A 23,174-nucleotide genomic window follows, 5' to 3' on the forward strand; every position below is an offset into this window, starting at 1 on the left:
GATTTGCATTGCTCGTTCACGTCATCTCGGAATGACGGGAGGGTCTAGGCGCGCTTCTGAGGATGCCAGTCAGGCACCGTCTTGACCATGTGCCAGACCAGCAGGTCGAGGGCGCGGGTCATGCCTTCCCGCGACCTGGTATTGGTGAACGCCGACCAGCAGAAATCGCCGCTGGTTCGCACCGAGATCGTCGTCGTTCCGTCCAGCAGGCCGCTGTGCCACCAATTATTGTTCGCGGTGACGAACAGGCCCTTGGCGTAGCGGGGGTTGATGGCGCTGGGGGTGCTCATGACGCGGAGGCTGTCGTCGGTCAGCAGCTGCTCAGTGTCCTTGAAGCCGTCGATATGGACGAACAGCGTCGTCAAATCGCCCGGCGTCGCAATCCAGCCGCCGTGCGAATCCATCCGGGCGACGTTCATCCGGTACGGATCGCCGGTCTGGCTGTAGTATTTCACTTCGTTGCTTGCGCGCTCGCCCAGCGTATTGCCGGCAATCTGCATGTCGGTGATGCCGCATCGCTTCAGGACGGCGTCCTTGATGTATTGCTCGTAGCTCTGGCCGCTCAGCTTTTCGATCACGCGGCCGAGGATGCAATAGCCGAAGTTCGAATAGGCATAGGCTTCGCCTGGCGGACTGGTGAGCGGCATATGCTCCAGCGTCCAGCTGATCAGTTCGCGATGCTTCAGGTTCTGGTTCATGAACATCGGATCGCGAGACTGGTTTCCCCAGGTCCCGGTGGTGTGGGTCAAGAGATGCTCGACCGTGATCTGCTCGACATGGGAGCGAGACGAGCCGGGTGGCATCAAGCTTGGCAGCGTGGGTGTCGTCGGATAGTCCTTGCCGAGAATGGAGCTTGCGCCGAACACATAGTCGCCGAGCCGCAATTTGCCGGCCTCGATCAGGGTGAAGATCCCGGTCGAGGTCACAGGCTTCGATATGCTCGCGATCCGGAAGCGGTGTTGCGGGGTCAATGCTTCGCCGGTCTCCCGATCCGCAACCCCGAACGCCTCGACATAAGCCGGCTTTCCCTTGATTGCGATCGCGATCGAAAGACCCGGTACATCGTAGTCCTTCATGAAGTCGGCGGCCAGGTCAGCCATCTGCTTGCGTTGCTCCGATGTCGGAAGCTCCGCGGGCTGCTCGGCAAGGGCGGTCGACGGCCCGCAAACGATCCCTGCGGCCGATAGCAGGGAGCTCTGAAGCAACGTTCGGCGTGAAAGTGGCATGGCTGACTTGTCTGATGAGTGCGCGCGGACCTTATTGCGCTTCGCCCTGTGTTGTCACGATGCGAACGGCTATGTGATCACGTCACGATGGCCCGTCGGGCAAATGCCGTCGCGAGAATGCGAGTGTGTGATCCACCAGCGGCGCCACAAACTCGCCGTCGTCCCGGCGAAAGCCGGGACGACAAATGGAGAGAGAAGCGACCCGGTCCATCACCGTCATGCTGAGGTGCGAGCGCAGCGAGCCTCGAAGCACGACGGCCCGGCTCTCGACGCAAGGATGGAGCGGCGGCCGTGCATCCTTCGAGGCTCGCTTCGCGAGCACCTCAGGATGACGGCTCTAAAGTGGTGCAAGCCGCCTCACACCTTCTCCCTCACGAACCTGTTCCGCAGCGTGCCGATGCCGGTGATGTCAATCTCGACCACGTCGCCGTCCTTCAGGTCCGGCGAGGCGCCGTCGGTGCCCATCCAGATCACGTCGCCGGGCGACAGCGTGAAATATTTGGTCAGTTCGACGAGGAACGGGACGATGCCGAAGATCATCTCGTTGGTGTGGAAGCGGCCGGTTTCCTTGCCGTTGACGCGGATCGCGGTCTCCATGCGGTCGAGGTCGACATCGGTCTCGATCCACGGGCCCATCGGCTTGAAGGTATCGGCGTTCTTGGCACGCCACAGCCCGCGATCCGCCTTCTGCCAGCTGCGTTCGGAGACGTCGTTGCCGATGGTGTAGCCGAACACGCAGTCCATCGCGTTGGCTTCGATCAGATGTTTGGCTTTCTTGCCGATCACGACGACGAGCTCGCCCTCGTAATGGATCTTCTCGGTCGCGCTCGCGGGGATCACGACGTTCTCATCATGGGCGATCAGCGCGTTCTGCGCGCGGTAGCCGATCTCGGGACGATCGGGAACGTTCGGCACGGTGCCGGCCTTGTCGGCGGCTTCCTTGAGGTGTTTCAAATAATTCAGCCCGACGCAGTAGAAGGTGCGCGGGATCAGCGGCAGCTCGATCTTGACGTCCTTCAACGCATGCGTCTTCGACGTCTTGCTCCATTCGCCGAACGGATCGCCATTGACCGTGGTGACGGCGTCGCCCTCGACGAGGCCCCAAGACGTAGTGCCTGCGGCGGTGAATTTCAGCCAGCGCATGATGATGTCCCTCTATTCCGCGGCCTGCGCGCGGGTCTTCCAGGCGCCCGCGGCCGGGCGCTTCAGCCCGAGATTCTCGCGCAGCGTCGTGCCGGCGTAATCCTTGTGGAACAGCCCGCGCTTCTGCAGTTCGGGCACCACGTGGTTGACGAAGTCGGCATAGGAGCCCGGCACGTAGCTCGCCGCGACGACGAAGCCGTCGCAGCCGCGATTGACAAACATCTCCTCCAGCCGGTCGGCGATCTCCTTCGGGCCGCCGACCATCGCGTCCTGCACCTGGCCGCGGCCGGAGAAGGTGATGAAGTCGCGGGTCGAGGGATTGGTCTTGCCGGAGGTGCGCAGCACGCCGTCGCGGATGCCGAGCATGCCTTGCATGCCCTGCAACTCCTCGGTGGTTAGCGGCTCGTCGATCGGTTTGGCGCCGAAATCGAAGTTGAGGCCTTCGGCGAGCAGCGACAACGCGTCGATCTCGAGCGGCAGCTTCTGGATCACCGCCATCCGGTCCTCGGCCTCGGCCTTGGTCGCGCCGGTGACCGGCGTGATCAGATTGCAGAGCAACATCTGGTCGGGATCGCGCCCGGCCTTGGCGGCTTCGCCCCGGATCGCGTCATAGCCCTGCTTGGCATTGGCGAGGTTGCGCGCCGCGGTGAAGATCACCTCACCCCAACGCCCGGCAAAGCGCTGGCCGCGGCCGGAGGCGCCGGCCTGGATCACGACGGGATGGCCCTGCGCCGAGCGCGGCACCGTGAACGGGCCGCGCGAGGTGAAGAACGCGCCCTTGTGGTCGAGCCGCTTCACCCTGGTCGGATCGGCGAAACGGCCGCTCTTCTTGTCGATCAGCAGCGAACCGTCTTCCCAGGCATCCCAGTGGCCGAGCACCACCTCCATGAACTCGTCGGCGCGATCATAGCGATGGTCGTGCTCGAGATGCTGCTCGCGGCCCATGTTAAGCGCTTCGCCGTCATTGACCGACGTCACCACGTTCCAGGCGGCGCGGCCACCCGTCATCAGATCGAGCGTGGCGAAGCGGCGGGCGACGTCGAACGGCTCGAAATAGGTGGTGGAGGCGGTCGAGGCGAGACCGAGCCTGGTGGTGACCATGCCCATCGTGGTCAGCACCACGATCGGGTCCATCTTCACGCAGCGGATGCCGTATTCGACGGTGTGGGCGTGATCGTTGCCGTAGCGATCGGGCATTGCGAGGCGATCGTCGAAGAACGCCATGTGGAACTTGCCGCGCTCCAGGATACGCGCGATCTCCTGATAGTAGTCCGCCGACATCGAATCGTCGCGCGATTCCGGGTGGCGCCAGGAGCTCGGCAGGTTGGTGCAGTTCTGCGCCTGCAAAAAGCCAACCAGCGCCATTTGCCGTGTCATGCCGTTCTCCTGTGTCCGCAACTATCAGCGAAGGTCCAGCTCATCCGTGAGCTTGTAATCGGCGGCGACTGCCTTGAGCTTGTCCCAGGTCGCATCCTCGATCTCGATGCCGTCCTTGCGCCGCTGCTGCTCGCGCAGATATTCGATCTCGCCCGGATAGAACACGCCGCGGCTCCCTTCCGAGGGCGGCGTCGATTTCAGGTAGCGGGCGAAGTCGGCGACTTCCTTCCTGAAGTCCTTGAGCGGACGGAATGCAGCGACGTTGAACACCGCCATGAAGCAGCCGTCGTTGTGCCGGCCGGTCGGCTCGACGCCGAAGCCGAGCCCGGTCAACAGGCCGCACAGCACCTCGACCATCGCGGCAAGGCCCGAGCCTTTGTAGCCTTCGCTGCCGCCGAGCGGCAGCAGCGCGCCGCCCTTGCGGTAGTCCTTCGGGTCAGTGGTGTCGCGCCCCTCGGCATCGATGATCCAGCCCTTCGGGATACTCTCGCCGCGCGCTACCGCGAGCTGGATTTTGCCGGCGGCGACTGCCGAGGTCGCCATATCGAGATAGAATGGCGCCTCGAGGTCGGAGGGCACCGCGATCGAGAGCGGGTTGGTGCCGAGCCGGGCCTCGCGGCCGCCGAACGGCGCCACGTGTTTCGGCGAGCGGCCGGAATCGGCGGCCGCAATCCCGATCATGCCTTCGCGCATCGCCATCATCGGGTAATGCGCGAGGCGTCCGACATGGCTCTGCCGGAACACCGTGCAGGCCGCGACATTGGCGGTCTTCGCCTTGTTGATGGTCATCTCCATCGCCTTGGCGTTGACGTGGAAGCCGAAGCCCCAATGACCGTCGATCACAGTCGTGGTCGGTGTCTCCTGCACGATGGTCCATTTCGCGCCGGGCACGATGTGGCCGGCCTTGATGCGGTCGATATAGGTCGGGATTGCGATCACGCCGTGGGAGTCGTGGCCGGCGAGGTTGGCGTTGACGCAGCCGGAGGCGACTGCGCTGGCTTCCTCCTCCGATGCGCCGGCACCCTTGAGGAGTGCCGCGCCGATGCGCGTGAGACGGTCGGCCTGGACGATCGGCATGGGATTTTCCTCGCGGTCTGCCCGCGTGATGCGCGGGTCGTGCTTGCTGTTGTCGACGTCATGCTCTCAAAGCACCGAGGGGCGAGCAAGGGCAGAAAAATCCGGGCGGCCATACCGCCAGCAGGGTGCTCGCCGCCGCGATTTCACGGAGTGGAACGGGCGCGGTCGCGATGCGGAATTTGGCTGCTCGGGCGGCGCGAGCAGGACGTCCATCCGCGCCTCGCCACCCTCCGCCTCAGGCTGGCACACCGGTGTCCGTAATATCCCGGAAAACCGCCGCCGGCGTTCGTCAGCCGTTTACTTTGTCGTGCAACTTGCCGGATACGCTAACCACCACTTAGGCCTCTCGCGGGCAATGTTCCCCGCCAGATTGGAGGGGTTGGCCCCGGGGCCTTCAGGAATCGTGCAGTCGAGCATCGGGCGTACCTTCGCGGCGTTGAGTGCCACCAACGAAGCGATCCTGTACGCGAAATCACCAGAAGAATTGTACGGCAAGGTCTGCGAAGCCGCGTTCTCGAGCGGCAGCTTCCTGGCCGCGACCGTGTTTTTGCTGGAGCCGGATACCGGTCTCTTGAGGTTCGCGGCTGGCTACGGCGACGATGTCGCGCGACTATGCAGCATCACCATTTCCGCGATCGCCAACACCCCGGAGGGCGAAGGCGTGGCCGGCCGCGCGTTCCGCGACCAGAAGGCCTGCGTCCGCAACGACTATGTCAACGACGCTGTTTCGGCGGCTTGGCGCAGCGGCGCGGCAGCGGCAGGCGTCGGGGCGGCCGCCGCGGTGCCGCTGGTTTGCAACCGGCGCAGCGTCGGCGTCTTCATGGTGACGCGGCGCGAGATCAATTCGCTCAGCGACGAGGCCGTTTCGCTGCTGGAGCGCATGGCCGCGAACGTGTCTTTTGCGCTCGATAATTTCGACCACGAGGCCTCGCGCAAGAGCGGCGAGCGGGCGATGCGCCGGCTCAACCGCATGTTCGGTGCGATCAGCGCAACCAACGAGGCGATCCTTCGCGCCAAGACCGAGCACGATCTCTATCAGCGGGTCTGCGATGCCGCGGTGTTCAGCGGAAAGTCCTTCGCGACGGTGGTGCTGCTGGCCGAACCCGACACGCACTGGTTCGAGCCTGTCGCCGGCACCGGCGAGGCGCTCGACCTGATCACGCAGACGCGCTTCTCGACCGATCCGGACAGCGTCTACGGCAAGGGGATTTGCGGCGAGGCGTTCCGGACCCAGCGGCCCTGCGTCGAGCACGATATCCCGATATCGATGAGCCCGTCGCATATGCCGATCGGCGGCAGCGGCCTGATGGCCTGCGTCGCGCTGCCGCTCATCCGGTTCGGCAAGAGCGTCGGCGTCCTGATCTTCTTCACTAGCAATTCCTGGGCGCGTGACGAGGAGATCATCGCGCTGCTCGCGGGGATCGCCGAGAATGTCTCGGTCGCGCTCGACAATTTCGGCCGTGCCACCGAAAAGGCCAGGGCCGACGCCGAGCGCGAGCGGCTGTCGCGGATGTTCGCGGCGCTGAGCGCGACCAACGAGGCGATCATGCGCGCGAGATCGCGGCTCGAGATGTTCGAGTTGGTCTGCGCGGCGGCGGCGCATGGCGGCGGGTTCAACTCCACCAGCATCCTGATCGCGAAGCCCGGCGACGATTTCCTGGAGATGATGGCGGTCGCGGGGCCTACCGCGGCAAATGCGCGCCGCCTCAACGTCTCCCGCAGCGAGGCTCGCCCCGAAGGGCGCGGCGTCTGCGGCCGGGCGTTCCGCTCGCGGCGCGCCTGCATCAACAACGATTTTCTGGGCGACGTCGCCAGCAATCCGTTCCGCGACGTCATCGACCGCGAGGATGCGCGATCGGGCGCGGCGTTCCCGTTGATCGTCGACGACGAGCCGGTCGGCGTGATGCTGTTCATCTCCGCCAAGCGCAACACCTTCTCGGCTGAATTCGCCGAGCTGCTGCAGCGGCTCGCCGACAACGTCTCCTATGCGCTCGGCAGCTTCGACCGTGCCGACGAGAAGGCGCGGACCGAGGAGCAGAAGGAGCGGTTGCGGCGGATGTTCGCGGCGCTGAGCGCGACCAACGAGGCGATCATGCGGGCGAAATCCCGCAGCGAACTGTTCGATCTGGTCTGCGATGCCGCGGCGGTCGGCGGCCAGTTCGTCTCGGCCACGATCAGGCTGGTGCGGCCGGGCGAGGTCTTCCTGGACAATGTGGCCGCCTCGGGCCCGGACCGGGTGCGGGCCCGAGAGGTTCAGCTGTCGGCCGACGCGACGCGTCCGGAGGGACAGACGCTGACCGGCGTTGCGATCCGCACGCGCAGGCCCTGCATCAGCAACGACTATCTCAGCGATTTCGGCCCCGAATCGCACGTCTATCCGGCCGTGCGCGACAGCGGCAGCAAATCGGGCGCAGCCCTGCCGCTGCTCAAGAACGGCGAGGCGATCGGCGCGCTGGTGTTTCTCTCCAGCGAGTTCGGCACCTTCAGCCCGGAGATGATGGCGCTGTTGCAGCGGCTTGCCGAGAACGTGTCGTTTGCGCTGGCCAATTTCGATCGCGCCGACGAGAAGGCGCGGGACGACGAGCAGAAGGAGCGGCTGTCGCGGATGTTCGCGGCGCTGAGCGCGACCAATGAGGCAATCATGCGGGCGAAGTCCCGCGCCGAATTGTATCGACTGGTCTGCGCGGCGGCGGCGACCGGCGGCAAGTTCACCTCGACCACGATCGCGCTGGCACAGACCGGAAGCGACTATCTGCGGATCGTCGCGATTGCGGGGCCAGCGGCGGAGGGCGCGCGCCAGGTGACGCTCTCGACCAGCGAGGCGCACCCCGAGGGGCGCGGCGCCTGCGGTCGGGCGTTCCGCTCCGGCAAGGCGTGCATCATCAACGACTATTTTGCCGATCCCGAGACCGCCGCTTTCCATGAGCGTGCGCGGCTCGATGGAACGCAGTCCAGCGCCTCGTTTCCGCTTGTTGTCAGCGGGCAGGTGGTCGGGGTCATGATCTTCGTCGCGATCGACAAGGACACGTTCACGCCGGAGTTCGCCGAGTTGCTGCAGCGCCTCGCCGACAATCTGGCGTTCGCGCTCGAGAGCTTCGATCGCGCCGATGAGAAACACAAGGCCGACGAGCGCATCGAATATCTTGCCTCGCACGACAGCCTGACCAATCTGCCCAACCGCGAGACGTTCAACGAGATGCTGCATCACGCGATCTCGGCGGCGGATCGCCATCGCCGGCAGCTCGCGGTGCTGTTCATCGATCTCGACCGCTTCAAGGTGATCAACGACTTGCTCGGCCACGACGCAGGCGACATGCTGCTGGTGGCGATCGCCGATCGGCTGCGTGGATCGTTGCGCGCGAGCGACGTGGTGGCGCGGCTCGGCGGCGACGAGTTCGTGGTCATCCTCGAGGAAACCGCCGAACGCGACGACGTCGAGCGCATCGCCGGCAATCTTCTGGTTTCGCTCAGCCAGCCGCTGCAGCTCAGCGGGCATGAGTGCCACACCACGGCCTCGATCGGCATCGCGATGTATCCGGCCGATGGCTCGGACGTGCAGACGCTGACCAAGAATGCCGATATGGCGATGTATCTCGCCAAGGAAGACGGCAAGAATGGCTTCCGCTTCTTCTCCAACGAGATCAGGGCGCAGTCGATCGAGCGCTTGACGATGGAGAGCGCATTGCGCCGCGCACTCGAGCGCAAGCAATTCTCGCTCGACTATCAGCCCAAGGTGGACATGGCGAGCGGGCAGATCAGCGGCGTCGAGGCGCTGCTGCGCTGGACCCATCCCGAGCTTGGCAAGGTATCGCCGGGGCAGTTCATCCCGCTTGCCGAGGAAACCGGCCTGATCGTGCCGATCGGCCGCTGGGTGTTGAAGGAAGCCTGCGGGCAGAACATGGCGTGGCAGCGCTGCGGCCTCAGGGCCGTGACGATGGCGGTCAACCTTTCACCGCGGCAGTTCGGCGATCCGAACTTGCTCGACGACATCGACGCGGCGCTGGAGGAGAGCGGCATGTCGCCGGCGTTGCTCCAGCTCGAGGTCACCGAGAGCATGGTGATGCGCAACGTGACGCGTGCGGTGCGCGTGCTCGACGCGATCCAGAATCGCGGCATTCGGCTGGCGATCGACGATTTCGGCACCGGCTATTCATCGATGTCGCTGATGAAGCAGTTTCCGATCGACACCATCAAGATCGACCGCTCTTTCGTGCGCGACCTGCCCAATGATTCCGAGGACGTCGCGATCGCGCAGGCGATCATCTCGATGGGCAAGGCGCTTGGCATGACCATCGTCGCCGAGGGCGTCGAGACCTCCGAGCAGCAGGAGTTCCTGCGCGCCCATGCCTGCGACGAGATGCAGGGCTTCCTGTTCAGCCGGCCGCTGCCGCCGCGCGATCTCGCCGAATTGTTGAAGCCGTCGCAGGCAGAGGCGTCGCCGCCGTTGCAGCCGTCGCTGGATGGCGAGGCGACCAGCGAGGCCGGGCCGGATCTAGGGCGGAAACGCGCTGTCGTCTGACGGCTGCACGGGCAGGTCGCGAACGTCGGAATCGGTTGATGCGACCTTGCGCGAGAAATCATAGGGCCACGGCAGGATGTCCTGGCCGGCCAACGTCTGGCGCAACACAACGGCAGCCTCCGCAAAGCTCGCGCCGTCGGCAAGGCGGAGCTGGCGGCTCCAGGCGGATGGCAGCGGTTCGGCGGCATCGCGCATCTCGAATGCCGGACCCCACCACCAGGCCGGCGCGGGCGGCCGTTCCGGTTCCGGAATGGCGCGCCAGCGCGCGAACTCGTCGACGATGCGGGCAAATTGCAGCTTGGCGGCGGGATGCATCGAAGGCCCTTCCTTGGGCCGGGATGATAGCATCGCTCCCACCTCGCGCAACGCGGCTATTGGCGGCCGTGCTGCCAATGCGCCGTCACGTCGGAGCCCGATTTGTTGAGGTGGACGTGCTGGTCGACATGGTCGACCCAGGACAGCGGAATGAAGTGATGGTGCTGACCGTCAGGCGAGCTTTGCTTGGTCAGCTTGATCTGGTCGGTGCCTTCCATGTGGTCGACCTTGCCGACCGTTTTCTTGTCCGACGAGATCACATCCATATGTTCCCGAATATCAGCGGCGTTTGCCATGCGTCATTTCCTCGTCATGATGATGAGGGGATGAAACGCCGCCTGGATGCAAAGGTTGCTAGCCGGTTCCGGCTACTTCTGCTCGACCTCGGTCGCGGTGGCCGGGCCTTCGCCCATGATCAGCAGCACGGCGTCCTCGTCCTTGGCGCCGTCCCAGTGCACCTGCTTGCCGAAATGGGTGACGAAGCTGCCGGCCGGCATCGCCACGGTGCCGTGATCGGGATCGAATTTCGGACCCGAGCCCACCCACCAGGTGCCCTTGAGCACCACGATGTAGCGGTCGTTGGGATGCAAGTGCGGACGGCTGAAGTGACTGCCCTTGGTCCATTTGGTGTAGACCACGTAGAAGCCGGGCTTCGAGGGATCGCCGACCACGACCGCATTCTGCGCGCCGCGCGCGTCGACCGGGCTCCAGGGAATCTGATCCGGCAGCTTGTAGGTGACGGCGGCCGGATTGAGCTCGGCCGCGGAGCTGACGCTCAGCGTCGCGGCGAGGGCCAACGGCATCATCAGATATCGCCAAGGTCGGTTTGACGCCGTCATCGGTATGCTCCCAGATCGGATTACTCGGGCGACTGCCGCGCCCGTACGTCGCGCGATGCTAGTCGTCCTCGCTTCCGCCCGGCAAGACGCCGCCGTGCATGTCTGATCTCAGGATTGCGGCAACGATCCGTGACACAACGCAGTTGCAATATGAAAAAGCATTTACGCCGCCGCAGACGATGATAGGTTGCGCGCCAACCAAAAGACGGGAGGATAACCTTGAAGAAGCATCTGTCGATACTGGCGGCGGGACTTGTGATCGGTGCGGCCGCGCTGCAATTTTCCACCGCCGCCTCGGGGGACGACGGCTGGGTCACGCTGCTCGACAGCTCCAAGAAGGGTGACTGGGACGAGGTCGGCAAGGCCAATTGGGCGATGAAGGACGGCGCGCTGGTCGCCGACAAGCTCGACGGCAAGGATCTCTCCTATCTCGTCAGCAAGACCCAATACAAGGATTTCCAGATCAGGGCGGAGTTCTGGACCGACGAGGATGCCAACAGCGGCATCTTCATCCGCTGCGAAGGCAACAAGGTGATCGACTCCAAGGTCTGCTACGAGGTCAACATCTTCGACAAGCGGCCGGACCCGACCTACGGCACCGGCGCGATTGTCGACGTCGGCAAGGTCGATCCGATGCCGAAGGCGGCCGGCAAATGGAACGTCTACGAGATCACGGCGCAGGGGCCGCATTTCGTCGTGACGCTGAACGGCCAGAAGACCGTCGACGCCCAGCGATTCCAAGCACGCCAACGGCTATATCGCGCTCCAGTATGGTTCGGGCGTGGTCAAGTTCCGCAAGGTGCAGATCAAGCCGCTCTGACGGCGCAGGTTGAGCGGGGCCTCGGTCGCACTGCGACGAGGCCCCTCCTCATTGAGGAGCACTGTCGGTCGCAGAGACCTTCCGATCGTCACTCTGCGTGCGCAGATGGTGGCCGATCACGAGTTCGGTCAGGCACAGCAACAGCCCAAGTGCCGGCGGCGCAAACAGCGCCTCTTCCTGGAAGATGCCGTTCACCAGAACGACCATCGTGCCGAAAGCGGCGAGCCCCTGGATGAGGATTCCCGACGAGGCGTAGAGGCGCCAGGCCTTCAGCGCCATCGCCAGGAAGTAGCCAAGCGGCACCAGTGAGCCGATCCCCATCTGGTACAGCAACACGCCGACAGCGCTCTCCACCGCGCCGTCCATCGTGCCGGCCGCCTGCGCGGCGTTCCAATCGATCGAGAAGTAGCCTTCGGAGAGATTGCCGCCGACGCCAAGTCCGCGGCCGATCGGATTCTGCCGAAAGCCGTCCCACCCGCCCATGAAGCCGATCACGTGGAAGTCGCCGATCTGGAGTCCAATATAGATCGCCGCGATGGCGTACAGCACGAGCCCGACCAGCGCGACGGCAAGGGTGATGGTGGCGCCGAGCAGCCAGGTTGCCGTCCAGGCCAGGGCCACGAAGATGACCAGGATGAGCGCGCCTTTCACGCTACAGCAGATCAGCAGCGGGATCGCAGCCAGCGCCAGCCAGCGATATCCGACCGCGAACAGGAACAGGATGGAGAAGGCGATCCCGTAACCGAAGCTGATCGGGCTCATATTCGGTCCGAAGATACGTAGCAACGACGAGAGGCCGAGGTCTTCGAACAACGGGCTGTTGAGAAAGCTGAAACGGAAGCGATCGATCAGATCCACCGGCACCCTGCCGGTTGCGCGCATCTCGGCTTCCCAGGATCCGGAACGGGTCGCCTTCAGCTCGTCGAAATGCCAGAACGTGTAGCCGTTGGTGATGGAGAGCCAGAAATCGCGGAACAGCAGTTCGACATATCCGCAGACGATCAGCAGCGCCGCAACCGTCACCAGGAACGGCGTGATGCGGATCTCGAAGGTTGCGGCCGTCAGCAGCGATAGCTGAAACAGAAACAGCGGCAGCGCAATGTTGCGCAGATAGACGAGGGCCGCGTGCGAATCCTGCGTGGCGCCGAGCAGGAAATACGCCGTCACGGTTGCGAGGGTGAACGACCCCCATTTCATGATCCGGTCGATCTCGGCGGAATGTTTCCGCTCGTGCAGCGCGTAGAGCGCCAGCGTGACCAGCCACATCACCGCGATGACCAGGAAATTGTAGCCCTTGACGAAATCCATCTCCTGCTCGGTCGTCATGTAGGACGACAGGATCGAGACGAAGAGGTTCTGGAAGAAGATGATGAAGATGGCGATCGACGGCGCGTAGGCCGGCACTGCGAGCACGATGGCGCAGCCGATCAGACTTTCGACGACGATCGCGAGCCCGGCGTTGGCCGCCTGCATGATCGGCGCGAATGCGATCGATGCCACGGCGATGCCGAGTGCAGGAATCAGATCGCCGGCCAACAGCGGCCGCGGGGCTATCTCTGCTCGCACAGGCTCTGACCTAATGTGACCGGACGTGTGGGCGTGCCACACCGCATCGTCGATCTAGCCGCGCATTGTGTAAGAACCGGTTAACCAGATGGGTCAGCGGGTCCCGAGCAGGGCCCTCAGCGCCTCGCGGTCGACCTTGCCGGTGACCGGGTCGGCGAGGCCGAAGCCTTGCGACAGCTCCCAATGGGTCCAGCCCCAGCATTGTTGCCGGGCGTAGGCGGTCACGCCGGCGAGCCAGCGCAGCCGGCTATCGCGCGGCGCGCCGGCCTTGAGCACACCGAATTCATTGATGATGATCGGCCGCGAATATTGCCGTTGCCAGGCGGCCGCCGGTTCGAGCCATTTGTCGATGCCGCGGTCGGGAATGGCGCGGTCCACCATCGCGAGCGCCTTGCGCTTGTCCAGCGCGGTGAGCTGATCCCGCAGCTGCTGAACCCCGGGATCGTCGGCGCGGACCGGATAGGGCAATCCGATGACGTCGTGCAGCGGTTCACCCGGATCCCAATGGGCCTGATGGGTGAACACCATCGGATCGTAGAAGTGGATGGCATAGACGACATTCGGATCGTCGAGCGCAGTGAAATCCGGCAGCGAATCCGCGCGCTGCCAGTTGACCGGCCCGGTGACCAGCGTGGTCTGCGGCAGCAGGCCGCGAATGAAGCCGGCCAGCGCCCCGACTTCGCCCTGCCATTGCGCGGCCTCGACATCCGGCTCGTTCAACAGTTCCGCAAACACACGGTCGGACGGATAGCGCTGCATGACCCGTGCGAGCTCGGTCCAGGCGCGCTTTATTTCGATCATCGCACTGCTGGGATCGTCCTTGTGCAGCGCGTTGAAGCGCTCGCCGGAATGCAGGTCGATCGACACCGCATAGCCGAGCGCGAGCAGGGTCTTGAGCGCCGCATCGACGGTGCGCAGGCGGCTGTCGATCTCCGCTTTCGCGGCGAAGCGCGGCATGACGAAGTCGGCGGGCACCGGCAGCCGGATGTGGGTCATGCCGGCCTTGCGCAGCTCGAGCAGCAGGGCGCGGGGTGGCGCCGACCGCGGATCGGCCACCCAGCCGTCGGCATTGACGCCGCGTGACAGCGCCTTGAGCCGGTCGGCCGGGACGCCTTCGATCAAGGCGGGGCAAGCCCGCGCGGCGACCGACAGCAGAATGGACGCGCTGACCGCGAGGGCAAGGATCGATGGCCGCGTCATGACCGATCAGCGTGCGGTGGTTGTCGCGGGATCGTGACGGGTTGCGGGGCGCTCACGAATATACTGCCTGTTGTGTTCGAGCCGGCCGGGGTCGCGGGGCGTCGTCCGAAAGATAGCTCGGCCAAGCAAACGATGCGGTAAAGACGTAACACGAAATTTAACCTATGCGCCTTCGTCGACTGTCCAAGGCGACCCGTCGCGAAGAGGATTGAGCCGCCGGTGCGGCGCGCCGCTAGATCTCTCGGACCACGCCCGGCTGGCCCGGTGCGCATTCCAGCGCAGCACGGTCCCAGTTCGCGTTGATGGCCGCCGCCTCATAGCTCGATTGCAGGAATTCGAGCAGCGCCTTGTCGGGGTCGGCAGCCGTCCGCACGGCGTCGTAGGGCAGGATGAATTCGCCAAGCGCCTCGCTGAAGAACGCAGCATCGGTTCGCACCGGCGTGCTGCGATAGCCCGCGGGTTCCGGATAGGCGTAGGAATAGAACGCGGGATAATCGATCGCGCCGCCGCCCGGCCAGAAGCCGGCGCTGCTGACCTCGTGCGAATAGGCCTCGTGTGCCACCTCGTCGGGCAAATGGGGCACGCCGCCGGGATGCCGCGGCGCGGTTCTGCCGGAAAACCGCGTCACCGCGAGATCGAAGCTGCCCCAGAAGAAATGCACCGGGCTCGCCTTGCCGAGGAAGCCGGTCCGGAATTGCTTGAACACGCGATCGCAGTTCACGAGGATCTGGTGAAACCGGCGCACGGCATCCGCGTCGTACGACGCATGCTGCGTATCCTGCGAAAAGCGGATCGGATCGGCGACTTCGTTCGGTATCTCGTCAATGGCGACGTCGATGCCGAGGTCCTTCAGATTGCTCATGACCGCCGCGTAGAAGCTTGCGACCGATTGACCGGCCAGCGCGAATTGCTGTTCGGTGCCGTCGCTGGTCGAGATGCGGAGCACGTGATCGATGAAATCGAAGTCGATCTGGAACGTGCGATCGCCGTCGGGGATCGGCGAGGTCGTCAGCCCGCGCGCCGTGACATAGAGCGTGACGTGCCAGGAGTGATTGAGCCAGGGCGACTTCGCCAGCCGGATCTTGCCGGCGATCTGGGTGAAGAGCTGGAGCGTGGCACAGCTGTCGCGCCACGCCGCGGTCGGCAGTTCCGGCCAGCGGGTCTTCTGTGTGTTGGTCATGACAAACCTCTGGGCTGCGCGACGTACAGTGTTTCGGCTATTACGAATTGGTCGCGATGACCTCGGGGGAACCGATCCTCTCGTTCCGCGCGACGTGCTCTGGTCGGCGAAGCGCACGAACGCGCTTTGCCGTCAAACCGCACGTAGGTTAGTTCGCGGCCCAAGCTCCGTGGCCCTCACCGGCGGCATATCGTCGAGGGCGGCAATCCGGCGATCAATCTCACGGATCACGTGTTTCGAGAATGGCCCGAAATGCAAATACAGCGCCATCAACATCACGATGTAGCGAAGCGCGCCCGGATTGGACTTGGCGACCTCGACGAAGGTCTTCCAGAACGGTTCGCGGACCTCCGGCAGGGCACGCATGATCGTGTGCACGCCCTCGATGCCGCCAAGCCTCTTGCGTATGTCGCCATCCGGCAGGTCGCGACGCCGGTCGGACCGGTCGAGCATGGCGGCGAGCCGCGACAGCCGTCCTGCATAGGCCGTCGGGTCGAACACGTGCCCGATCACGGCCTTGTAGTCCTCAAGGATGTCACGCAGCGGACGTATGGTGTCGAAATTGCAGCCGAGCGTGCATTGGTCGCCCGCCTGCTCGACTTTCATGAGATCGTGGCCTTCGTGCAGGCGGCCTTCCTTCGCCAGCCGCCGCGTCAGCTGTGTGCCCGGCAGTGCATAGAGCAGTCCAACCATGCAGACTGGAATGCTCGCCTCCTCGATGAAGTCGATCATCGCGTGCCCCATCGAGGCTTTCTCGGTATCGAACCCGACGATGAAACCCGCGGTGACGAACATGCCGTAGCCATAGATCTTGTGAATGCATTCGGCGATGTCGCGCCGGGTGTTCTGCTTCTTCTTCATCTGCACGAGGGTCTCCGGATCCGGGCTCTCAATGCCGACGAAAATCCCGAAGAAGTTCGCGTCCTTCATCGCCTGCAACAGCTCGCTGTCGTCAGCGATATTGATCGAGGCTTCCGTCGAAAACTCGAACGGATAATCTCGCTCCTCCAGCCAGGCTTTGAGCTGCGGCAGCAGGATGCGGAGGTTTTTCTTGTTCCCGATGAAGTTATCGTCGACGAAATCGACATGACCGCGATAACCGTGATCGTAGAGCGCTTGCAACTCAGCGAGAATTTGATCGGGGGTCTTGGTGCGCGGCACACGACCATACAGCTCGATAATATCGCAGAACTCGCAGGTGAACGGGCAGCCACGCGAATATTGCACGCCAATGAAGAGATAGTGCTCGAACTTGATCAGGTCATAGCGGGGCATCGGGCTTAGCGTGACGTCGATCTTGAATTTCTCGGCGATGAACACGCCCTTGCGCTCTCCACTTTCCCAGGCGGCGACAAATTGCTGAATGATTTGCTCTGCCTCACCGATCACCTGGAAGTCCGCGTCGGCGTAAAGATGCGGGCTGGAGGAGACGTCAGGTCCGCCGACACATACCGGCTTGCCGTGCCGGTGTGCGAGATCGATCAGGTGGAGAAAATCAGGCTGCTGGTTGAGCATGCCGCCGATCATGACAAGATCGGCCGAGTCGAGATCGGCGTCCGTCAAGGGCTCGGTGTTACGGTTGATGAGGCGAATATCCCAATGCTTCGGCAGCATGGCGGCGACGGTGATCAGTCCGAGCGGCGCCGCCGGATACTTCGCATCGACGAGTTCACAAGCTTCCGTATAGTTCCAGAAGGAGTCCTGAACGAACTTCGGATAGATCATTAGGACGCGACAGGGAACCGTCATGTTGCTCCGGCCTGGATATTGACGGGCACGATGACACGCGGCTTGTCGCCGCTCAAGGGCTCAATTCGCGGCCAATTGTCAGGCAATCTTGGGCATGGACGCCTATTACGTCGATTATCGGCCTTTCTTGGCGTCTGTTGGCGTTCCAGCAGCGATCGCTCTTGCGCCGTTGTCCGGGAACGACGTCGCGACTTAGGCAGGGGCGGCAATCGCGAACGAGAATGCCGCCCCCATCGCATCAGCCGTGAAGTTTTCTCGCGGTTTCCGCGATCGCGCGGCCCTGATAGCGGGCGCCGGCGAGTTCGTTCTCGCTCGGCTGGCGGCTGCCGTCGCCGCCGGTGATCGTGGTTGCGCCGTAGGGCGCGCCGCCGGTGACCTCGTCGAGCTTCATCTGTCCGGCAAAGCCATAGTTCAGGCCGACCACCGTCATGCCGAAATGCAGGAGGTTGGTGATGATCGAGAACAGCGTGGTCTCCTGGCCGCCATGCTGGGTCGCGCTCGAGGTGAAGGCGCCGCCGACCTTGCCGTGCAGCGCGCCCTTGGCCCAGAGGCCGCCGGCCTGGTCGAGGAAGTTGGCCATCTGCGAGGCCATGCGGCCGAACCGGGTGCCGGTGCCGACGATGATCGCATCGTAGTTGGCGAGATCGTCGATCTTGGCGATCGGCGCGGCCTGGTCGAGCTTGTAGTACGAGGCCTTGGCGACTTCGGCCGGCACCAGCTCGGGGACGCGCTTGATGTCGACGGTGGCGCCGGCTTCGCGCGCGCCTTCCGCGACGGCATTCGCCATCGCTTCGATGTGACCGTAGGCGGAGTAATAGAGAACGAGAACCTTGGCCATGATGGCCTCCTTGTGGTTTGGCAGTAGGGTGAAGTTAAGGAACCCCGTCATTGCCGGGCTTGACCCGGCAATCCATCAAACGAAGAACTCTTGCGAAGCCCGATGGATGCCCGGGTCAAACCCGGGCATGCCGAAGTGTGGATGTGGTACTTACGCCGCGTCGACGAGCACGAGCTCAGCATCCTCGAGCGCGGTGATCTTCAGCTTGGCCTCGTCGCGGATCGCGGCGCCGTCGCGGGCATTGACGCGCACGCCGTTGACCTCGATGCTGCCGGCCGCCGGCACCAGATAGAGGTGACGGGCCTTGTTGGCGGCGTATTCCGCACTCTCGCCGGCCTTCAGCGTGGTGGCGAGCACCCGCGCATCGGCGCGGATCGGCAGCGCGTCATCGTCGCCGTCGATACCCGAGGCGATGGTGACGAGCTTGCCCGAACGGTCCGCCTTCGGGAACGGCTTCGAGCCCCAGGTTGGGTGGCCGCCCTTCGTCGTCGGCTCGATCCAGATCTGGAAGATCTTGGTCTTCGCCGGCTCCAGATTGTACTCGGAGTGACGGATGCCGCTGCCGGCGCTCATCACCTGCACGTCGCCGGCTTCCGTGCGTCCCTTATTGCCGAGCGAATCCTGGTGTGTGATTGCGCCCTCGCGAACATAGGTGATGATCTCCATGTTGGCGTGCGGATGTGCCGGGAAGCCGGAGTTGGGCGCGATCTCATCGTCGTTCCAGACGCGCAGCGCGCCGTGGCTGACATTATCGGGATCGTAGTAGCTCGCGAACGAGAAGTGGTGCTTGGCCTTCAGCCAGCCGTGGTCGGCGCCGCCAAGCTTTGCGAATGGTCTGAGTTCGATCATGGTCATTCCCCTTGATGTCGATGTTGAGGAGCAGGCCGGGCGCACCGCGCTCGGCGTCTCCAGAAAATTTTGCGATCAGGCGCCGAAGCCGCCGTCGACGTTGAGCACGGTGCCGGTCACGAACGAGGCTTCCGGGCTTGCCAGGAACACGACGCCCGCTGCGACCTCCTCCGGGCGGCCGAAGCGTTGCAGCGCATGCTGCAGGCGTTGCGTCTCGGCAAACTCGCCACCGTCCTTCGGGTTCATGTCGGTGTCGATCGAGCCGGGCTGCACCACGTTCACTGTGATGCCGCGCGGTCCGAGGTCGCGCGCCGCGCCCTTGGTGTAGCCGACGACGGCCGCCTTGGTGGCGACGTAGTCGGCAAGGCCCGGGAACGAGGCGCGATCCGCCAGCATGGAGCCGACGGTGACGATGCGACCACCTTCGCCCATCAGCTTGGAGGCGGCGCGGATCGCGGTGATCACGCCGTCGATGTTGATCGCCTCCTGGCGGGCGAGCGTCGCGGTGTCGGCCTTGGGGTCGTCGACCGCGCCGCCCGATGCGACACCGGCGTTGTTGACCAGGATGTCGAGCCGGCCAAAATCCTTGGCGACGGTCTTCACCAGCTGATCGACATCGGATGACGAGGCCTGGTCAGCCTTGTAGGCGCGAGCGTTGACGCCCTTGCCCTTCAATTCGGCGACCACGGCCTCGGCCTTCTCGGGAGAGGCGACGTAGCTGATCGCGACGCTCGCACCTTCCGCGGCGAGTGCACGAGCGCTGGCCGCGCCGATGCCGCGCGAACCGCCGGTGACGAGGGCAACCTTGCCTGAGAGCTTCTTGGTCATTGGATTTCTCCATCGGTTGAATTTGATGGCACTTGGATATGCCTCCGGCTGTGGTATAGAAATAGAAACTATTGAAACTCATTGTTTCCAATATTGAGCAATCAGGAAAGCGGTCCATGTCGAAACTGCCGGACTTCGAGGCGCTCGCGATCTTCGCAAAAGTCGTGGAATTACGGTCGTTTGCGGCGGCCGCGACCGAGCTCTCGCTGTCCAAGGCGACGGTGTCCAAGGCGGTCAGCCGGCTGGAGGAGCGGCTCGGCGCCCGGCTGTTCAACCGCACCTCGCGGCGGCTGGCGCTGACTGATGCCGGCCAGAAATTGTCGGAGCGCGCCGCGCGGCTGCTCGCCGACGGCGAGGCGGCCGAGAATGAGGCGCTGGCGCAATCGACCACGCCGCGCGGCCTGGTGCGGCTCGCGGTGCCGATGAGCTTCGGCATCAAGACGGTGGCGCCGCTGCTGCCGGAATTCATGGAGGCCTATCCGGAGGTTTCGATCGACCTGCACTTGAGCGATGCCACGGTCGACCTGATCGGCGAGGGCTTTGATGCTGGCCTGCGCATCGCGCGGTTGCCGGATTCCTCGCTGATCGCGCGGCGGCTGTGCGGCATGCCGCGCTACACGGTGGCCGCGCCGTCCTATCTGAAGCGCCACGGCCGGCCGACCCATCCGATGCATCTCGCCGAGCACAAATGCTTCGGCTACGCCTATCTCTCGACTCAGGGCGTCTGGCACTACACCAACGCGTCGGGCGAGCAGGCGAGCGTGCGTCCCGCCGGCCAGCTCCGGGTCAATAATGGCGAGGCTGTGATGCCCGCGCTGCTCGCCGGTCTCGGCATCGCCGATCTGCCCGACTTCATCGTCGGCGACGCGATCGCGCGGGGCGAGGTCGAGGTGATCCTGAAAGGCTGGAAGCAGCCCGAGGGCGCCGTGCATCTCGTCACCCCGCCCGGCGGCCCGCGGCCCGCGCGCGTCGAGGTGCTGGCGGATTTCCTGGCGAAGCATTTCGCCAAAGGGCGCGCGCAGCGGAAATAGAAATCCGCACGCGGAGCGGTGGAGGGACATCCGGCCCGCCCCGTCACATTCGTGTCATCCCTTTTAAATTGTATTGCTTATGTGAACTAACCCACGATCGAGGGCTGCCGCGATCGTCTATTTCTGCGTCCTGCACCGGTGTTGCCGCAAAGCGCATTTTCGGAGGAACCAGATGATTGATCTGACCAAGCATGACTTCACGTCATTGTCGGTGAACGATCTGCTCGATGCCCGCGAGGCCTATCACGTGCATCTGGCACATCTGCAATCGGTCTACGCCACGGCGATCGGCCGCTATCTGATCCGGGACAACGACCGCAACGCGACGGAAAGAAAGGCGCACTCCAAGCCGCAGGCACTCGGACCGCGCACGCTTTTCAATTCGTCGGTCAAGGACTGGTCGTGGCCCTGCATCCTCGTCTTCGTCCGCGACTGGATGAAGCGCTCCGAGCTGAAGAACCATCCCGAGAAGCAGGACCAGCTGGTGCCTCCGTTCCTCTATCTGCCGGATGGTCGCGTCGTGCCCACCTGCGTCGTCAAGGTCGATCCGAACGAGGGCAGTCCCGGCACCGTCGATCCGCCGGTGTTCAAGAGCGATCTGGTCGGCGGCGGCTTTCCGGTGCAGACCATGATCCAGGGCAAGATCCACCGCGGCTCGATCGGCTGTCTCGTCACCAATGGCGAGACGGTGTTTGCGCTCTCCAACCGTCACGTGGTCGGCGCCGCCGGCCGCGAGATCTTCGCCGGCTTCAAGAACACCGACCGCCGCCTCGGCATCAGCGATGCGCTGCAACTCGGCAAGCGCGCCTTCAGCGAGGTCTATCCCGGCTGGCCCGGCTCGCGCGTGGTGGCCAATCTCGATGCCGGCCTGATCCGCGTCGATGACGTTAAGGGCTGGACCGCACAGGTTTACGGCGTCGGCCAGGTCGGCGACGTCGTCGACCTCAATGTCGGCACCTTCCGTCTCGACATCATCAACCAGCCGCTGATCGCGTTCGGTGCGACCAGCGGATTGATGAAGGGCAAGATCCTCGGCCTGTTCTATCGCTACAAGACCGTCGGCGGCGTGGAATATGTCAGCGATTTCGTGATCGGCCCGCGCGACGGCGACACGCCGCTCAACAATTATCCGGGCGACTCCGGCACGGTCTGGTTTGTCGACGATCCGGACGCCAAGAAGAACGCCAGCGGCGCGCGGATCCTCAGTCCCCTGGCGCTCGAATGGGGCGGCCAGGAATTGTTCGGATCGAGCGGCAAGGTCCCGATGCAGGTCGCGCTCGGGATCTGCATGTCGACGCTGTGCCGTGAGCTCGATGTCGAGTTGATCGGCGACTGGAACGCCGGTCACACCGAGTATTGGGGCGAATGGGGCCACGTCAAGATCGGCGCCTACGCGACCGGTCTGATCGATGCGAAGTTGCCCAAGCTCGCCACCATGATGGACGCCAATTCCGACAATATCGGCCTCGACGACAAGCTGCTTGCCGACCTCAAGCCGCATCAGCGAGGGACATTCTCGCCGCTGGCCGACGTCGCCGACCTGGTCTGGCGCTTCACCCGGCACACCGACGAAAGCAACCATTTCGCCGACATGGACAAGCCGGGCAAGGACGGCAAGACGCTGCTCGATCTTTGTGCGGAGTCGACGCGTAACGTCGATCCGAAGGTCTGGAACGACTATTACGAAGGGATCGGCGAGGACCGGCGCGGCGCATTGCCGTTCCGGGTCTGGCAGATTTTCGACGAGATGGTCGAGTACGCCGCCGCCAACAAGAAGCTGGAGTTCGTGTGCGCCGCGGGCATCGTCGCACATTACATCGGCGATGCCTGCCAGCCGCTGCACATCTCGCAATTCCACCATGGCCTCGATCCGAGCGACAAGGCGCATGCCAAGGTGCACAGCGTGTACGAGACCACGATGATCGGCCGGCACGGCAAGGACCTCATCAAGATGATCCCTGACGCCAGGACCAGCGACGTCGCGGAGATCGTTCCGGGCGGCACCCCGACCGGTCGGGATGCTGCGGTCGCCGTGGTCGCGCTGATGCAGCGGACCGTGAAGCGGTTGCCGCCGATGACCATCGTCAACCTGTTCAATTCGCATATGGGCAGCGGACAGGTCGAGGCGCTGTGGTCGAAGCTGAAGGACGCCACCGCAGCCTGCATGCAGGACGGCGCCAAGACCCTGGCCCGGGTCTGGGAAGCGGCCTGGCGCGCCGGCGCGGGCGAGGACCGCGGGCAGGGCAGCAAGTTCCACCAGGACAGTTTGAGCAAGCTCTACAACGACCCGAGCTTCCTGCCGGCGTTTCCGCTCCAGCAGCTCACGCTGGATGCCGACGACCACCTCGTTCCGATCGGAGGCAGCAGCACGCGGCGCCGCGGCGCGACAACCGCGCGACGCGCGCGTCCGCAAGCAGCGAAGAAGGCCGCCAGGAAAGCTGCGAGGGAAACGACCAGGAAGGCGCCGAAGAAGGCGGTGGCGCGCAAGCGGCCGGCCGCAGCTGCTCCGGTCCGACGCGCGGCCGCCAGCAAGAAGACCGCGACCAAGCGCGGCGCGGCCAGCAAGCGGTCGGTCGGAAAGACCCGCAAGGCGGCGCGCAAGCGCTAGAGCAAGATG

Annotated in this window: 17 protein-coding genes and 1 pseudogene; 4 read left to right on the top strand and 14 right to left on the bottom strand. The window is 64.3% G+C overall.

Annotated features, from left to right (window positions below; genetic code table 11):
- Positions 1-44: 44 nt before the first annotated feature.
- The 4 genes from ACSKB9_RS30210 to ACSKB9_RS30225 form a co-directional block, all read right to left on the bottom strand.
- On the bottom strand, positions 45-1,100 hold the full coding sequence (locus tag ACSKB9_RS30210) for a serine hydrolase domain-containing protein (protein WP_438077668.1): 1,056 nt from the start codon (positions 1,098-1,100) through the stop codon (positions 45-47).
- 483 nt (positions 1,101-1,583) lie between these two features.
- The gene (locus tag ACSKB9_RS30215) at positions 1,584-2,369 is read right to left on the bottom strand and encodes a fumarylacetoacetate hydrolase family protein (RefSeq protein WP_438077670.1); all 786 of its coding nucleotides are present in this window, start codon (positions 2,367-2,369) and stop codon (positions 1,584-1,586) included.
- 12 nt (positions 2,370-2,381) lie between these two features.
- Positions 2,382-3,746 (bottom strand): LLM class flavin-dependent oxidoreductase, encoded by a 1,365-nt coding sequence (locus ACSKB9_RS30220; protein ID WP_438077672.1) that lies wholly within the window; start codon positions 3,744-3,746, stop codon positions 2,382-2,384.
- A 24-nt stretch (positions 3,747-3,770) separates the two neighbouring features.
- Entirely contained in the window at positions 3,771-4,823 is a 1,053-nt protein-coding gene (locus ACSKB9_RS30225) for an Ldh family oxidoreductase (protein ID WP_438077674.1), read from the bottom strand.
- A 403-nt stretch (positions 4,824-5,226) separates the two neighbouring features.
- Between ACSKB9_RS30225 and ACSKB9_RS30230 the strand changes: the two genes are divergently transcribed.
- Positions 5,227-9,342: a bifunctional diguanylate cyclase/phosphodiesterase gene (locus ACSKB9_RS30230; protein WP_438077676.1), complete on the top strand. Its 4,116-nt coding sequence runs from the start codon at positions 5,227-5,229 to the stop codon at positions 9,340-9,342.
- Here the strand turns inward: ACSKB9_RS30230 and ACSKB9_RS30235 are convergent.
- The 3 genes from ACSKB9_RS30235 to ACSKB9_RS30245 all read right to left on the bottom strand — a co-directional run bounded on the left by ACSKB9_RS30235 (position 9,316) and on the right by ACSKB9_RS30245 (position 10,463).
- Positions 9,316-9,657, bottom strand: a complete 342-nt coding sequence (locus ACSKB9_RS30235; protein WP_438077678.1) for a hypothetical protein — start codon at positions 9,655-9,657, stop codon at positions 9,316-9,318. The genes ACSKB9_RS30230 and ACSKB9_RS30235 overlap by 27 nt on opposite strands.
- A gap of 56 nt (positions 9,658-9,713) precedes the next feature.
- The gene (locus ACSKB9_RS30240) at positions 9,714-9,953 is read right to left on the bottom strand and encodes a DUF2171 domain-containing protein (RefSeq protein ID WP_057015458.1); all 240 of its coding nucleotides are present in this window, start codon (positions 9,951-9,953) and stop codon (positions 9,714-9,716) included.
- A gap of 72 nt (positions 9,954-10,025) precedes the next feature.
- Entirely contained in the window at positions 10,026-10,463 is a 438-nt protein-coding gene (locus ACSKB9_RS30245) for a cupin domain-containing protein (RefSeq protein WP_438077680.1), read from the bottom strand.
- Positions 10,464-10,715: 252 nt separating this feature from the next.
- Between ACSKB9_RS30245 and ACSKB9_RS30250 the strand changes: the two are divergent.
- Positions 10,716-11,316: pseudogene (locus ACSKB9_RS30250) on the top strand (3-keto-disaccharide hydrolase).
- 48 nt (positions 11,317-11,364) lie between these two features.
- Here the strand turns inward: ACSKB9_RS30250 and ACSKB9_RS30255 are convergent.
- The 7 genes from ACSKB9_RS30255 to ACSKB9_RS30285 all read right to left on the bottom strand — a co-directional run bounded on the left by ACSKB9_RS30255 (position 11,365) and on the right by ACSKB9_RS30285 (position 19,526).
- Positions 11,365-12,852, bottom strand: a complete 1,488-nt coding sequence (locus ACSKB9_RS30255; RefSeq protein ID WP_438077682.1) for a hypothetical protein — start codon at positions 12,850-12,852, stop codon at positions 11,365-11,367.
- A 123-nt stretch (positions 12,853-12,975) separates the two neighbouring features.
- Complete coding sequence (locus ACSKB9_RS30260; protein WP_438077684.1) at positions 12,976-14,082, bottom strand: glycoside hydrolase family 5 protein; 1,107 nt, start codon at positions 14,080-14,082, stop codon at positions 12,976-12,978.
- A gap of 232 nt (positions 14,083-14,314) precedes the next feature.
- Positions 14,315-15,262: a DUF5996 family protein gene (locus tag ACSKB9_RS30265; RefSeq protein ID WP_438077686.1), complete on the bottom strand. Its 948-nt coding sequence runs from the start codon at positions 15,260-15,262 to the stop codon at positions 14,315-14,317.
- A gap of 132 nt (positions 15,263-15,394) precedes the next feature.
- Positions 15,395-17,011 (bottom strand): B12-binding domain-containing radical SAM protein, encoded by a 1,617-nt coding sequence (locus ACSKB9_RS30270; RefSeq protein ID WP_168856517.1) that lies wholly within the window; start codon positions 17,009-17,011, stop codon positions 15,395-15,397.
- A 238-nt stretch (positions 17,012-17,249) separates the two neighbouring features.
- Complete coding sequence (gene wrbA / locus ACSKB9_RS30275) at positions 17,250-17,849, bottom strand: NAD(P)H:quinone oxidoreductase (RefSeq protein WP_076827573.1); 600 nt, start codon at positions 17,847-17,849, stop codon at positions 17,250-17,252.
- Between the two features lie 150 nt (positions 17,850-17,999).
- Positions 18,000-18,698 (bottom strand): pirin family protein, encoded by a 699-nt coding sequence (locus tag ACSKB9_RS30280; protein WP_438077688.1) that lies wholly within the window; start codon positions 18,696-18,698, stop codon positions 18,000-18,002.
- Between the two features lie 75 nt (positions 18,699-18,773).
- Positions 18,774-19,526, bottom strand: coding sequence for an SDR family NAD(P)-dependent oxidoreductase (locus tag ACSKB9_RS30285; RefSeq protein ID WP_069278265.1), 753 nt, complete (start codon positions 19,524-19,526; stop codon positions 18,774-18,776).
- Positions 19,527-19,642: 116 nt separating this feature from the next.
- On the opposite strand from ACSKB9_RS30285, the gene ACSKB9_RS30290 reads away from it, so the two are divergent.
- Together ACSKB9_RS30290 and ACSKB9_RS30295 are read left to right on the top strand one after the other, a co-directional pair.
- Positions 19,643-20,557, top strand: a complete 915-nt coding sequence (locus tag ACSKB9_RS30290) for a LysR family transcriptional regulator (protein ID WP_016846155.1) — start codon at positions 19,643-19,645, stop codon at positions 20,555-20,557.
- 172 nt (positions 20,558-20,729) lie between these two features.
- Complete coding sequence (locus tag ACSKB9_RS30295) at positions 20,730-23,165, top strand: hypothetical protein (protein ID WP_438077691.1); 2,436 nt, start codon at positions 20,730-20,732, stop codon at positions 23,163-23,165.
- Positions 23,166-23,174 lie beyond the last annotated feature (9 nt).

The organism is Bradyrhizobium sp. BR 1433 (assembly GCF_051547665.1).
Classification (GTDB): Bacteria; Pseudomonadota; Alphaproteobacteria; order Rhizobiales; family Xanthobacteraceae; genus Bradyrhizobium; species Bradyrhizobium australafricanum.

Bases quoted from the DNA above. Each gene is read 5' to 3' on its own strand.
- ACSKB9_RS30285 (WP_069278265.1), bottom strand. From the start codon at position 19,526: ATGACCAAGAAGCTCTCAGGCAAGGTTGCCCTCGTCACCGGCGGTTCG.
- ACSKB9_RS30210 (WP_438077668.1), bottom strand. From the start codon at position 1,100: ATGGCTGACCTGGCCGCCGACTTCATGAAGGACTACGATGTACCGGGT.
- ACSKB9_RS30225 (WP_438077674.1), bottom strand. From the start codon at position 4,823: ATGCCGATCGTCCAGGCCGACCGTCTCACGCGCATCGGCGCGGCACTC.
- ACSKB9_RS30245 (WP_438077680.1), bottom strand. From the start codon at position 10,463: ATGATGCCGTTGGCCCTCGCCGCGACGCTGAGCGTCAGCTCCGCGGCC.
- ACSKB9_RS30270 (WP_168856517.1), bottom strand. From the start codon at position 17,011: ATGACGGTTCCCTGTCGCGTCCTAATGATCTATCCGAAGTTCGTTCAG.
- ACSKB9_RS30295 (WP_438077691.1), top strand. From the start codon at position 20,730: ATGATTGATCTGACCAAGCATGACTTCACGTCATTGTCGGTGAACGAT.
- ACSKB9_RS30290 (WP_016846155.1), top strand. From the start codon at position 19,643: ATGTCGAAACTGCCGGACTTCGAGGCGCTCGCGATCTTCGCAAAAGTC.
- wrbA (WP_076827573.1), bottom strand. From the start codon at position 17,849: ATGGCCAAGGTTCTCGTTCTCTATTACTCCGCCTACGGTCACATCGAA.
- ACSKB9_RS30280 (WP_438077688.1), bottom strand. From the start codon at position 18,698: ATGATCGAACTCAGACCATTCGCAAAGCTTGGCGGCGCCGACCACGGC.
- ACSKB9_RS30240 (WP_057015458.1), bottom strand. From the start codon at position 9,953: ATGGCAAACGCCGCTGATATTCGGGAACATATGGATGTGATCTCGTCG.
- ACSKB9_RS30260 (WP_438077684.1), bottom strand. From the start codon at position 14,082: ATGACGCGGCCATCGATCCTTGCCCTCGCGGTCAGCGCGTCCATTCTG.
- ACSKB9_RS30265 (WP_438077686.1), bottom strand. From the start codon at position 15,262: ATGACCAACACACAGAAGACCCGCTGGCCGGAACTGCCGACCGCGGCG.
- ACSKB9_RS30215 (WP_438077670.1), bottom strand. From the start codon at position 2,369: ATGCGCTGGCTGAAATTCACCGCCGCAGGCACTACGTCTTGGGGCCTC.
- ACSKB9_RS30220 (WP_438077672.1), bottom strand. From the start codon at position 3,746: ATGACACGGCAAATGGCGCTGGTTGGCTTTTTGCAGGCGCAGAACTGC.
- ACSKB9_RS30235 (WP_438077678.1), bottom strand. From the start codon at position 9,657: ATGCATCCCGCCGCCAAGCTGCAATTTGCCCGCATCGTCGACGAGTTC.